The 14,514-nt window shown below is 65.6% G+C and carries 3 protein-coding genes; 2 read left to right on the top strand and 1 reads right to left on the bottom strand.

Features of this window, described 5'->3' with window-relative positions:
• Window positions 1–10: 10 nt before the first annotated feature.
• Together QXZ94_RS06305 and fabI are read left to right on the top strand one after the other, a co-directional pair.
• Complete coding sequence (locus tag QXZ94_RS06305; protein ID WP_315719679.1) at window positions 11–2,368, top strand: DUF3141 domain-containing protein; 2,358 nt, start codon at window positions 11–13, stop codon at window positions 2,366–2,368.
• Between the two features lie 12 nt (window positions 2,369–2,380).
• Window positions 2,381–3,208: an enoyl-ACP reductase FabI gene (gene fabI, locus QXZ94_RS06300; RefSeq protein ID WP_315719678.1), complete on the top strand. Its 828-nt coding sequence runs from the start codon at window positions 2,381–2,383 to the stop codon at window positions 3,206–3,208.
• 757 nt (window positions 3,209–3,965) lie between these two features.
• Here the strand turns inward: fabI and QXZ94_RS06295 are convergent.
• On the bottom strand, window positions 3,966–14,510 hold the full coding sequence (locus QXZ94_RS06295; RefSeq protein WP_315719677.1) for a LysM peptidoglycan-binding domain-containing protein: 10,545 nt from the start codon (window positions 14,508–14,510) through the stop codon (window positions 3,966–3,968).
• Window positions 14,511–14,514: the final 4 nt, after the last annotated feature.

Here is a 14,514-nt window from a genome sequence, read left to right as displayed (position 1 = left end):
GGAAACATCGATGTCGTCGCCCTACAGCCCCGCCACCGCGCTTGCCCGCTCCTTCGGCGCGGCCGGCATCACGACGACGCAGACGCAGCGCGTCTCGCAGAGCCTCAGCCGGCACCTGGAGAAGTTCGCCCGCGAGCATGGCAAGCGGGTGCAGGATTTGATCAGCGAGGGCGCGGGTCTCGCGCAATCGTTCAGCGGCACGGCACAGGGCAAGCTGCTCGACCATGTCAGGGACTATTGGATCGACGCCGGCCAGCGGATGGCCCTGACGCTAGACGTGCTGCGCGAGCGCGCCGACAACGATGCCCAGCACGAGGCCGCCGGCACGCCGCCGGTCCTGATCTACGACCACGAGGTCGCGCTCGACGGCCGCAGCCTGCCCCGGCCGGTCAACTACATGCTGCTCAAGATCCTGCCGCCCGCGGGCGTCGTCACCTATGAGTGGAAGCGGCCCTATGTGATCATCGACCCGCGCGCCGGACACGGTGCGGGGATCGGCGGCTTCAAGCAGGACAGCCAGGTCGGCGTCGCCCTACATGACGGGCATCCGGTCTATTTCGTCGTGTTTCGGCCGCATCCCGAGCCGGGCCAGACACTCGCCGACGTGATGCGCGCGGAAGCCGAGTTCATCGCGGAGGTGCATCGCCGCCATCCGGAGGCGCCGAAGCCGATTATCGTCGGCAACTGCCAGGGCGGCTGGGCGACCCTGGTCCTGGCCGCGGCCAATCCCGACATCACCGGGCCTCTCGTCGTCAACGGCGCGCCGGTCGCGTACTGGTCGGGCCGGCTCGGTGAGAACCCGATGCGCTACAATGGTGGCCTGCTCGGCGGTATCCTGCCGGCACTCGTGCTGTCCGACCTCGGTGCCGGCGAGTTCGACGGCGTGCACCTCGTGTCCAACTTCGAGATGCTCAATCCCGGCCGCAACTATTTCGGTAAGTATTTCGACCTCTATTCCAATCCCGAGAATAACCGCGCGAGCTTCCTCGAATTCGAGCGCTGGTGGGGCGGCTTCCATTTCATGAACGAGCAGGAGATCCGCTGGATCGTCGAGCAGCTGTTTATCGGCAACCGGCTGTCGCGCGGCGAGGCGCGCATCGAGCGCGGCCGCCAGCTCGACCTCAAGGCGATCCGCTCGCCGATCATCGTGTTCGCGAGCTGGGGCGACAACATCACCCCGCCGCAGCAGGCGCTGAACTGGATCGTCGACACCTATGCCGACGAGCACGAGATCCGCATCCGCGGCCAGCGGATCATCTACATGGTGCACGACAAGGTCGGCCATCTCGGCATCTTCGTGTCGTCGTCGATCGCGAGGAAGGAGCACGCCGAGGTCGCTTCGACGATGAAGACAATCGAGGCGCTGGCGCCCGGGCTCTACGAGATGACGATCGACGAGCAGTTCGGCGAGGGCATCGATGCGCGCTTCCACGTCTCGTTCCACGAGCGCAGGATATCCGACATTCTGGCGATCGATGACAACGACCGCAGCGAGGAACGCGGCTTTGCCGCCGTCGCGCGCCTGTCCGAGCTCGGCGCCGAGCTGTACGACCTGACCGCCCGCCCGCTGGTGCAGTCGGTGGTGACAGATGAGATGGCCAGACTGATCAGCGACACGCATCCTGCGCGCCTGCAGCGCCGCGCCCTCGGCCACGACAACGCTGTGACACAAGCCATCCGCAAGGCGGCGGATGAGGCGCGCGCGGCGCGGACGCCGGCCGCACCATCGAACCCGTTTCTCGCGCTCGAGCAGTTCTGGGCCAAGAGCGTGATCCAGGCCTTCGACGTGGCCCGTGACATCCGCGACAGCCTCTACGAGGCGACGTTCCTGTCGATCTACAGCTCGCCGCTGATGGATGCGATCGCCTCGACCCACGCCTTCCAGCGCGTCCACCGCGAGCCGAAGGAGCTGCGCTTCCTGCCCGAGGTGCAGGCGATCCTGCCGGGCATCGATCGCGGCGGCTTCGAGGAGGCGGTGATCCGGATGCTGATCCTGCTCGCGGAATCGCGCGGCTCGGTGCGCCGCGACCGGCTCGAGCGCTCCGCCAAGGTGCTGACTAGGGACGAGCCGTTCGCCTCCCTCGGCGCCGAGCGCCGCGCCGCGCTGATCCGCGAGCAGTCGATCATCGTCGAGTTCGAGCCGGAGCAGGCCATCAAGACGCTGAGCGAGCTGCTGCCTGATGTCGACGACCGCAACCGCGCCATCGACGTGGTCGAGTTCATCGCGGGCAGCGTCGAGGACATGGAGCCGAACACGATCCGCACCCTGCAGCGGCTGCGCGAGGCGTTCGGCCTGCCTCCGCTGGCGCTCGCCGCGGTGTCGGACGATCCGCTGAGGGAGAACGGCGCGATCCGCGACGTCGCCTGACAGGAGAGCATCATGCCCGACACCACCCGCTCGCCCGATCCGCTGCCGACCGTGTGGAATCCCGACGACCGGATCGGCGACATGCTCAAAGGGCGGCGCGGCCTCGTGGTCGGCGTCGCCAACGAGAGCTCGATCGCCTTCGGCTGCGCCGCCAAGCTGCGAGCGTTCGGCGCCGAGGTGGCGCTGACCTATGCCGACGCGCGCACCCGCGACTTCATTACCCCGCTCGCGGAGCAGATCGGCGCCAGCCTGCTGCTGCCGCTGAACGTCGAGCAGCCGGACGAGCTCGAAGCGGTGTTCGCGCGCATCAAGCAGGATTGGGGCCGGCTCGACTTCGTCGTGCATTCGATCGCCTTCGCGCCGAAGGACGACCTGCACGGACGCGTCATCGACTGCTCCGCCGACGGCTTCGCCCGCGCAATGCGGATCTCCGTCTATTCGTTCCTGGAGCTCGCCCGCGCCGCCGAGCCGCTGATGACCGGCGGCGGCGCGCTGCTGACGATGAGCTACTACGGTGCTGACAAGGTCGTAAGCAACTACAACGTCATGGGGCTTGCCAAGGCCTCGCTGCAGGCCGCCGTGCGCTATATCGCGGCCGAGCTCGGCGACAAGAACATCCGCGTCTACGCCGTCTCACCCGGCCCATTGCGCACCCGCGCCGCCAGCGGCATTGCCCATTTCGATGAGCTGATCGAAGCCGCCGTGTCCCGCAGCCCCGGCCATCGTCTGGTTGACATCGCCGAGATAGGCCGCGTCGTCGCCTTCCTGGTCGGCGGCGGCGCGTCCGGCATGACCGGCGACACTATTTACGTGGACGCCGGCCTGCATAATGTGGCCTGACGCCGGACTGCCCCGAACATCTGCCGCCGCCGGCGGACCGGCTGGGCCGCGAGAGATCTGCCCTCCGAATGGCGGAACAGATCCGCTGCCTCGAGCAGTGTGCGGCATAGCAAGCTCAGTATGCTAGATGCGAGGAGATCGAACTTTAGCTAGCTACATCAGGATTGCCAGCCTGAACGTCGAGCTGCGTCTCAGCCGCACCTGTTTCGCACCGGAAACGAAGCGGTCAAACGGTCACGAACGCGGTTAAGATCGAACAAAAACAATCAACAAATCTGAACGATATACCACCGCTCATAACGGTCTGCTTGCAGGTTCAGAAGCGAGCAAATACAAGCGGCGCCCAAGGTCGGCAGTTCACAGTGTAACGTCGTGGAGCTTTTGTGCCGGATGCGCCTGTGGCTAGCCCAAGTCGAGCGATCGATGATATTAGCGGAAGAGCGAGTAGCCTCACCCTGCTGGCTGATCGCTTTCAGAAGACGTAGCTGTCAGTAGCGACCCATCGATTGAATAGGAGCAAACAGCGCCCTCCCCGCAACCCACGCTTTGTTCGACGCACCAGCATTTGAGCAAGAAGCTTGTTGATAACTGCAAGACGGAACAACCTGTCCCTTGGCTTGTCCCTCGAATTTAAATCCCTGCGAAATAATTCATATAAATCAATCGGTCAGGAGCTCAGTTCGAATCTCTCCGAGCGCGCCAGGCCCCTCGTGCGGCCGCTGCGGCGGCATCCGACAGGAGCGCCGGCCGAGCGCGCTCAGGCGCTCGCGACGTCGTGGGTCAGCCGGCTGACCTGGATCAACGGCTGCGTCGCATCGCCGACGCCGCCGAAGACCTTCAGCTCGATCTCGACACGGGCGTGGCCGGACGTCGTCGGGTTGGTTGCCCCCCGCCAAGCGTCGATCATCTGCGCGAACGGGGCCACGAAGGCCGGCTTCACACCTGGATCGACCACCGACGGGGTCGGCGTCAGCAGGTTGATCGGCAGCCGCACGCGAGGAATTGCCGGCTGGCCGGCCACGATCTCGTAGCTGTACATCCCCTGCATCGCGACCTCGTCGCTGGTGCTGCCATTGCCGTCGGCATAGAGCCCCGCGAAGAATGTCGTCAAACGCGCATCCAGGTTGCCGGACGCGCCCGACATCGCGTCGAGCGAGAACGCGTTGTAGTTCAGCTGTGGAACGACCGTGGAGGCAAAGCGCACCTCCGGCGTCTGGAACAGGAACGCCGGGTTGGTGCTGGTGGTCTTGAGATCAGCCAGCGGGAACAGCGCGAGATTGCGCTGCACGAACACCGACGCCCAGCCGCTCTGGTATAGCAGCACATCGAGTGGGGATACCGAAACGGTTCGGGCGGGCAGCCCACGCGCCTCCTCTTCGCCGAGATAGACCGTCTTGCCGTCGACCTGACGCGCATAGACATAAGCGATCTCCACCCCCGCCGGCAGCTCCGCTGGCGGTACGGCCTGGGGCGTATAGAGCTCGGGCGCGATCGCGATCACGGGAGCCGGAAGCGTGGTGATCCCGTTCGAGATCGTGTTGGCTGCCGCATCCCAGCTCGCCGTCAGGCCATCGATGGTGATGTTCACGAGATTGGTGCGCGCATGTCCGTCCTTGGTGCCGTCGAGCGTCGACAGGAACTTCACGATCACATGCGCCGGCGCAGCCGCAAGCTTCGCAGCTCCGACCGTCTCCCGCGCGTAGGCATCAGCGATCTGCTTGGTCTCCAATGCAAACGCGGCGGTCGCCTTGCGCGCGGCGGCGAGCGTGGCCGGATCAGGCTCTGCGCCATCGATGTTCACGAGAGACTGATTGAGATCGCGAAGGATGGCCGGATAGTTGGTGACGAACTGCGCGAGCGCGGTGAACAGGTCCGGCTCGCCGTCCAGCCGCGCGGCGCCACGCAGCGTCATCGGATTCGGACGGTTGAACTCGACGGTGCAGGACACCGCATCCGCTGCCGCCTGCTGATAGAGATAGTCGAACGCATAGCTCCAGGCGCTCAGCTTCGACGGATCCGTCGCGCCCTCGCCGGTGAGCTGCTGTGCCCGCTGCGCGGAGACGGTCGGCGGCGTCGGCAGATCGCGATTGACCACGGGGATGTTGGCGACCTCGTCGCCGGCCAGCGGGTAGCTGAATGGTCCGTTGACAAAGGCGAGCCATCGCGAATCGACATAGCCCTCGATGCCGGCGACGGTGCGCCGTTCGAATTCGAGATGGCTGAGCGACAGCGTCAATTTGAGCGGCACATAGGCTTGGTCGACGACGTTCTTGGTCGCGAACACGAAGGCCAGCCGCGGATCGTACCAGCTCTTGCTGGTGGGATCGTAGACCTCTCCGAGCGGGATGCGCGTTGGTGTCAGCGTGAAATTCTGATTGTCCGCGGCGCCCTTGATGCTACCGCCCGGCTGACCGTAAAGGTTTGGCGGCCCGGCCGGATTGTTGTCGCCGCCGCCCGTCACCTCGGTCAGCCCGAACACGACGGCCGCGCCGGCGCGATAGGCTGCGCCGAGCTGATTGAGCAGTTGCTGGCGCAGTTTCTCGCTGGCGGCGAATCCGGTCGAAGGATCGCCCGCGCTGGTCGACAGCACCGGCAAGGTCTTCAGGCTGATCGTATCGGCCAGCAATTCCTTGGTCGACAGCACGCTGCCGAGCGAGCCGTTCTTGAGTGGATCGGTCACACCGTCGATCCGGTCGAGGATGAAGGCGTGCGGCGCGTAATCAGCCGAGAGGAACTGATCGATCGCATCCAACGCGCTCTGGAACCACTGGTTCAGATCGACGCCGTCGAGATGCAGCGTATCGGAGTCGCCGCTGTCATAGCGCGTGATCGTCGCATCGCCGCTTGCAAGCGCCTTGGCGATCGGCTTCGGCGCGAAGTAGCTCGGCGATGTCCCCAGCTTGAAGTGAATACCCTGGCCGGCCGCCCGGCCGAAACGGACGGCCCAGAGCTGCTGAGCTCCGTCCGCCGCATCCTCGCCGTCGCGGGACAGGCCCTGCCCGACCTTGAGATACCAGTCGGCCGTGGCGAACATCGCCTCGAACGCCTTGCTGAACACCGTGTAGGCGACGTTGCCATCGCCATCGGCGCGCGGCAGGATCGCTGAGGCCACGCCGGTGCCGCCCAGCAGTGCTGCCACCGCCGGATCGACCAGCAGCGGATTACGGCTGAGCGTGAGCGCCACATCGAGCTCGAGGATGTTGCCGGCGGCGATCGCATTCACGTCGATCGGAATCGACAGCAACGCTGCCGGAGCCGCTGGCGTCTGCCCCTGCGCCACCCGCTTCAGGTAGAGCACGCAGGCACGCACATAGCCGCGGATGATGTCCGCCTGCACGTCGCTGAGATCCACATCGGGCTTGGCCATCAGCGAATTCGACAGCCGCATCGCAACCGCATTTCCGGACACGCCCGGCACGTGCACCGCGACATTGGTCGAATAGTCCTGATGCAGTTGATAGTAGATCCGGGTGTAAAGCGAGAGATCGTCGGCGGCCCGCGCGGCACCATCAGGGCCGGTATAGGCGGCACCGTTGAGAGACAGAGAGAGCTTGAACGCGGCCCCGCCACTGGCCTCGTAGGTATAGCTGGCGTTGGTGTTGGTCCAGGACCCCAGCCCGATCAGTTCGTCGCGATACAGCATCGGCACCGCCGCGCCATTGAGCGCGCCGCGATAGCCTTGCGGCGGCGCCTCGAACGGCGTCACGGTGGTGTTGCCGAAGATGTCGCGCCATTGCAGCTCGACCTGCGCCATGGTGCCGACACCGAGATAGGGATTGCCCGCCTTCGGCGGCAGATCCGGATCGGGTGGATTGGGCGCGGCGTTGACCAGCGCGAACTGCGCAGCGATGCCGATGGATTGGCGATAGTCGAGATCGGCCATGGCGACCTGCGCCAGGCGGCTGCCGCGAGTCTTCGCAGAGCGCGCATGGCTCTCGAACGCGCTGGACCCATCGTCGTCATGGTCTTGGGGACCGAACGGCATGCCGAGCGGACTCGCCTTGTAGAAGACGCTGCCTGCGAGCCCCGCGGCCAGCGAGGTGTAGAGCTGGTACATCGTCTTCCTGGCGAAGTCGGGCGCTGCGGGATCGTCGGGCGGCAGACCGAGGTTCTCGCGCGTCAGGGAGAACCCGATGTTCTGCGGCGGCAACTGATCGCGCAGGGAGAACAGCTGCGGATCGAGATCGAGCACGGCATTGACCGGGAACAGTCCCGGCGCAGTGCTGGCCCCCCGGGCGATCAGGTCGACATCCAACCCGTAATAGGCGGCCATGGCGGCGAAGCTCATCCCGGGCGCGGCTGAGGAACTGACCTGGTAGGTCAGCGGCGGAATGTAGAACACGGCCGCGAGCGCAACCGCGACCTGAGGATTGAACGCCGCAATGTCCTGGCCGGTGATGGAATGGACGGCTCCGGCAGAGAACAGCTTGGCGAGCTTGTCGAGCGTGGCCGGCGCATCGATGACGCCGCCGGCGCCACGGACGAGATCCGCGTCGGTCAGCTGGCGCACCGCGCCCACGATCGGCACCAGCGCGTCCGCGGCGAGCGGCCTGGTCGCGTTGACCTCGGCGATCCTTCCGGGCCCGGGGCCGTAGATCGCCGCGAGCGCGTCGAGCGATGCTCCTGCCGCGACCGGGGCCGTTGGGCCGGTCGAGGCCAGCGACACCGTCTGCACCAGGTCGCTTTGCGGATCGACGGCGTCGGTCGTCACGAAGGCGTTGACGAAGTCGGGAAGCGTCGTGCCGAACGAGTTGCTGCCCTGCGCCGCAAACGTCACGACCACCGTCACAATGCCCGAGCCGGACGAGTCGAAAACGGCGGCCGGCAGGCCCTCGCCGCTTTCGACGTTCTCGTAGTAGAGATAGTAGCCGCCGCTGCGGACCGTGCTGAGCTCCCACATCAGGCGAATGAACTGCGCCGGGGAATTGGCGATCCCGCGCGGCGGAGCGCCTTCGGCCGCCAGCATCAGCCGGAGAGCGGCGGCCGGATTGGTCTCGGTCGACAGGTTGGTCTGGGTGATGAAGGCCAGAAAGTTGGCATCCGCCGGCGTCACCAGCATCGGTGCGCCAGGTCCGGACTGATTGTAGAGCAGGAATACGGCAGAGGCGATGCCTTCGCCCAGCGCGTCCATGGCGGTCAGGATGCGCTGCAGCCGCACCGCATCCTCCGAGCTGGGTCCCACCAGCTCATAGACGAACGGCAGCGTTGGGGACGACGCCGGACCGCTCGGCAGATCGCCGGCACCGACGCCCCGGGCAGCGATCGCCGCCGCGTCCGGCAGACGCTTGATCTGAACGTCCAGTCGCGTGCACCAGGCCCACCGTGCGATGCCAGCGTAGTCGGTGCGTCCCGTTGCAGGATTGCTGCGGCCGATCTGTGGCTGGAACTTGGGCAGCAGCGCGTAGGTCGAGCGGAGATCTGGCATGACGGCGCGGATCGACTGCTCGCGCATGGCGACCAGATTGGTCTGCGCCGGGGGCAGGCTCCACAACGTCGGCTGTACCTGCGCGCCGGCATCACCGGCCGCGGCCACCCCGCCGCGATTGGTCAGCGCCAACAGGCTCGCGACGGATCCGCTCGACCAGCGCGCATAGCCGCTGGCGGTAAACGGCCGCGGCTGGCGCTCGGCGAGCGGCAACGCCGCGAAGGTCGGGCTCGGCGCGAAATTGCCGGGAGCTTTAGCCCAGCTGACCACGACGTTCAGGGCGGCATAGGCCTGGCTCAGATCGACCTCCATGCTGAGATCGGTGCTGTCGTTCAGCAAGATGAAGTCGAGCGGGACACCGTGGCTCTGCTTCTCGCGCGCGAAGTCGATCTTGTAGCTCGTGGCAGCGTTGGGAGTCGGAAACTGCTGGCCGGTGAGCTGATAGACGCCGTATCCCGATTGTGTCCGCGGATAGAGGAACGCACTGGACAGCGTCAGTCCATCCAGGATCGGCAGTCGTAGCCCGTAGACGAGGAACCGCGAGACCATGCCGGCGGTCTGCCCGACCTGGCCGGTGGCAGCGATCGCCGACCACAGCGCCGCAACCGACTGCGCCTCCAGATTGGCGATCGTGAGCAGGCCGCGCTCCGCCTCCACAGAGAACAGGCCGGGCACGTCGCGATTGGCATCCGCGACCGCCACAGAGGTGGTCTGGAACAGGCTCGCCACCTTGGCCAACGTATCGGACGACGGACCGGATGTTCCCTCCGTCTTGTAGGCGATCGGCCAGATCGCGAGCGGCAAGGTCGGCTGCAGCAGGCCGACGGCGCCGTAGAGCACGCCCTGTGCAGCGAGCGCGTCGATGGAGATAGCGCCGAGCTGCAGCGCGATGTCGTCGAAGCTGTCACCCTGCCGAGTCACGTAAACCTGCTGCTGGCCCTGGCTGTTGGTCAGCGTCAGGCTAACGCCTCCCTGCAACATATGGCGGGACCGGTTGGCGACGATCAGGCGGTCTGGCGTCGACGTCCAGCGCGGCGGCTTCACCGCATCGGAATAGCGGTCCGCGATGCTCTGCAGGGTGTCTCCGGTTTGCACCACGTATTCGAGGCCTTCGATATGCAGCGACAGTCCGGCCCCCAGGGCATGATCGACATTGGGTTGCACGACATCAGCAATCGTCAAGGCATTGCCGGGAATCCTGTTGAGTTCGTCGAGGATCCCACCGATGGCGCTGCTCGGCGCCAGCGGATAGGCGTAGCTCTTCAGCGCGTCGGCCGCCGCCTGGAGCAATTGGCGGGCGATCAGCGTGAAGGTGTCGACGAACACCAGAGCAGCCATCGACTCCGTCGAGTTCGCATCGTTCTCCGCGGCGAGCCGGCGCATCTCCTTGTTCTGAGCCTGGATGTCCGCGGCCACTTGCGCGAACATGTTGCTGACCGCAGTCGCATAGCCGGGCGTCGCCGTGGCGTACGTCTCGAACGCGATCGGCGAGGTCTGGCCACCGGACAAGGCGGGGACTTGCAGCTTCAATCCGTCGAACACCGGAAACAGCACGGAGCCGGCGTCGAGCTTGGCCTTCAGCCCCGAGGACTGAGCCGTCGCCGGGTTCAAGATGTCGAGCCTGAACCCGTCGGCGAGGAACTGCAGCAGCCCGGTGATCGACAGGAATGGATCGGCAGTGTCGGCGAGGCGAGCGACATAGGCCTCCAGCTGGGTGAGCGACACCGACGTCGCCAGCGTCTCGGCGAGTTCAGCCTCATGGCCGCTCTCGTTGCCCAGCGCATCGATGATCCACGGGAAGTAGACCTCGGCGAGCACGTCGAACGATGTCTTGGTGGCGGACGGAACGCTCGCAGCGGCATCCGGCGCGTCCATCGCAAGCAGGAGCACGAAAGCGCCCTGGTTCGACGCCGCATCCGTTGCGCCCTCCGGAGCAAGCACGGTGTACTGCGCCCCCGCCATCACCGACAGCTTGGGCTTGTCTCCCGCACTGGCCGCAAGGCCCATGCGATGCGCGACAGCCGGCGCGAGCCGCTTTGGACGCGGCTTCAAGCTGCGCGCCAGCCGCATGACCGCGTCCGGTCCGCGCGCGTGAGCCCGCTGCATCAGCAGCGCGTCGGCCCGTCCCCCCTGAACCTCCCACGGCGCCGTGCTGGTCTGTCCGATCACGAAGGTCGCAGACACCTGCGCGGAGAACGACAGGCTGATCGAGATCGAGAACAGGCCGAGATTGATCTTGACCTTGAGGCTGATCGTCACGCTGGCGCTGGCGACCACGGGAATCTCGCGATAGCTCTCATAGGTGAGCTGGATCGACAGCACGATCTTGACGTTGACGGAGGCCGATATGATCGCGAAATCGACGCTGCCATACAGCAGCCCGATGATGCCGACCGTTCCCGACAGCTTGAAATAATAGTCGCTCTGCAGCGCGCCGCTGCTCGCGCGAGATGCCAGTGTGCGCGCAGGGTCATAAGGATGCCACGGCGCCACGACTCCTTCGACGATGCCGAACACCGTCAGCGCAAAGCCCGCCTTCAGCGGACCCTTTTCGAAATTGTAGCCCAAGCCGAGCTGCAGCCCAATGCCGAACTCGATGACCGGATCGAAGGTGCCGAGATTGGTCTTCGGGATCTTGGTCGACGTCGCGTTGGAGAGCTTGCCGATGTAGAAGCCGCCCGCGCCCAGCACCGGAACGCCGTAGACGATCACCGAAATCGAGAACGAGCGGCGGAAATCGAGATTGTAAGGGAATCCGATATCGATGAAGAAATCGCCGTTGGTGTAGACCTTGATCCCGAGCTGCGGCAGCGTGATCGAGACGGCGCCAAAATTGAGGTTGCGAATGATGTCCGGGAAGGTGAAATCGATCTGGTAGACGCCGATGTCGTCGGTGATCTTCTTATAGAGGATGTCGACGACGAGATTGGCGAGCCCGCCCATCTTCTCGCCGGCGAGCGCCAGCCGCAGGCCGTAGAGGTTGGGGTCGTTGAACACCAGCATGGCATCGATCGACCAGGTGCCGGCGACCTTCATCAGGCCGAGATGCCCGGCGATGAGCCAGTTGTTCGACTGGTCGTAATAGGGCAGCCCCGGCGCGCCGCCCTGGTCCGCGTTGGGATCCACCGGATTCATCTTGCCCGTCGTGCTCGGGACGGACTGCAGCGCGCAGATCACCTCCTTGGTGCTGTTGAAGCTGGAATGACCGGTGATGCCGATACGCTGTCCCAGCACCAGCAGGAACAGCTTGAACCATTCCTCGCCGCGGCCGGGCACCGATGGCAGGTTCTGCACGTCCTGCCCCTTGGCCGGATCCAGCAGATTCTTGAACGCCGGATCGTCGGCAACGAGCGGGCTCGAGCCTTCGATGGCGAGGGTCACCTTGCCGTCGGTGCCGCGACGGAAGGTCAGCGCAGTGATGCTGATGAAACCGAGATTGATCGGGCTCGACAGCTCGTAGCTGGCCGACAGGCGCTGCGAGAAGCTCTCGCCGTTCTTGAGCGATACGTTGACGCGCAGCGCATCGAGCGAGATCTGGTTGAGCAGGTCCCACGGCGAGTCCAGCGTGAAATACGGGTTGCCGAGCGTGCGCACCAGCGCCTGCACCAGCGAGCCGATGCTCCAGCCCTTGAGGCTGAACGTGACCAGCTCCTTGCCGCTCTCCCACGTCGCGCGAAATCCTTCCCAGTCGACGAACAGAATGTTGTTCGAGCCCAGTTCGGTGGTCTTGAACTCATAGCCCATCGTGAGCTTGAGGTTGATCGCCGTGTAGACCCAGGTCCCCTGCGCGAAGCCAGAGAACTGCTGCTGCGCCGGCTTGCTGCCGTCATAGCTGACGCCGAGCCGCGCCGGATCGATGCCGACGGTCTGGTCGCCGAAGGTGAACGTCCAGCTGAACCCGACGGTGATGTCGTAGCTCGTCTTCAACTCGCCCTGCTCGGCCGGAATGGTCGCGGTGATCCCGAATTCGGCGATGACGAGATTGCCGGGCAGGAAGCTCGGGAAACCGTAGGCGCTGCCGGGCGAGAAGAACTGGTTGATCAGCTCCGAGACCTTCAGCGGCTCCTCCAGCGAGGCGGCGAGATCCCATCGCTTGGGCGATTCGAACCCGTCATAGGTCACGCTGACCTTGGTGTGCAGCGGCCCGACGTCGAGGAAGCCGGCGACGCTCGACTTCCACTGCGTCTGCGAGGCGGTCTGCAAGGCGACCGCCCGCGAGGTCTGCAGCATCGGAAGCGGCGTGGCCCGCAGCAACGTCGTCGCGTTGCCGCCCCCCTCCGTCTGCGTCGGAGTCTGCGCCGCGATCGAGACCGTGCCGTCGCGCACGGCAAGGATCGGCTGATCGTTGATCTTCAGCAGGTTGAGCGTCAGGCTGAAACCCGCATCGAACTGGAAGCTCTGCGCGCCGTAATCGACCGCGACCGCGATGTCGCCAAGCTCGAAATCGCCGCCATTCTCGACGTCGAGCATGACGGCCCCGCCGGACAGCGCCGTCAGGAAGTCGCTCAGCTTGGCGGTCCCCGCGAACGACGCATAGAACTGCTTGGCCGACGTGAACTGGACGGTGAACACGCCGTCGCCCTCGCCGTCCGGCCCCTTGAAGACGCTCGGCGCCAGCACGAACTCGGTCGTGAAATCGTAGGTCTGCTGCCGCTTGGCGCCGTCGAACGGATAGGCCATCGACCATTGCAGCGAGAAGCTCGTGATCTTGAAGTCGAGCACGCCGGTCGGCGGCAGGATCTGCCAGCTGGTATCCTTGGAGCTCCCGATCTCGATCGAGACCGCCGTGATCGTCGGCGAGCGGCCGAGGGTGCCGGCGATTGAGAAGCCGTTGAGACCGACGAAAGCGAGAAACTGCTGCAGCACGTCGGGCGTCGCGGCGAGATAGCCGCCATTGCCGCCCATCACCTCGATCACCGTCGCCGGCGTCAGCGGCGCGCCGCCTTCGACGACGGCGAGCGCCACCGAGTAGTTGGCGTCCGCGCCGGGCGTGATCTCGACGTCGAGCTGGTAGGAGCCGGTGCTGCCGACGTCGAACTGCGAGGAGATCGCGAGCGTCGGCGCCTGATCGCCGGCATCCGGATCGGCGGGATCGGCCAGCACCAGCACGCCGTCGACCTCGTCCGCACCATCGGGCGCGGGAATGGTCAGAGCCAGGCTGGGATCCTTGACGGTGAACTGCGACGCGAGCTTGAACGTGCCGTCCTGAATCGCTGCCCGCAGCTGTCCCGGCGGGAACAGCACGGTCTCGCCGTTGAAGATGCCCATGTTGAGAGCGCCGCTCAGCTGCAGATCACCCGCGGGCACGGTGAGGCCCGGAAACAGCAGCAGGAAGGGCTTGGCAACATCCGGCAGAGCGACCTTGGCAACGAAATTCTGCACGGCGCCGCCGCTCACGGCGCGGCCTGCGGAGTCGCCATATGGGTAGGTGCCGGTCGCCGTCGAGAAGACAAAGCTGACGTTCTTCAGCGTGCCGAACTGATTGAACGGGAAGCCGCCCATGAAGGCGAAGCTGCTCGTCCAGGTCCAGTTCGACGGCGTCGCCTCGGCCTGCACGATCAGTTGGTCGGCGTCCACGGAGAACACGAGCGTGGCCTTCGCAGCGAGCGGCGCGGAGGCACCGACGAACGGGATCGTCGCCGATTGCACCGTGAACGCCGTCCCATCGACCGGGCCGACGTCGGACTTTGCCACCGTCACCTTGAAGTCGGCTGCGGCCTCGAGGAAGAAGGCCTGGCTCAGCCACGTGTCATAGTCAGCGGGAAGCTTCACGGCGGGATCGGCGAGGCCCGCCGTCAGGAACGCGGCATCGAGCGCGAAGGCCGTGTCACCGGCAGCGGCTTCGACAGCGGCGCGGAGATTGTCGATAGCGCTCATGCCG

It is taken from the genome of Bradyrhizobium sp. SZCCHNS2022, assembly GCF_032377575.1.
In the GTDB taxonomy this organism is placed as follows: Bacteria; Pseudomonadota; Alphaproteobacteria; order Rhizobiales; family Xanthobacteraceae; genus Bradyrhizobium; species Bradyrhizobium aeschynomenes.
Note: the sequence above shows the minus strand (reverse complement) of the source record. Positions and strands in the feature narration are given on the sequence as shown.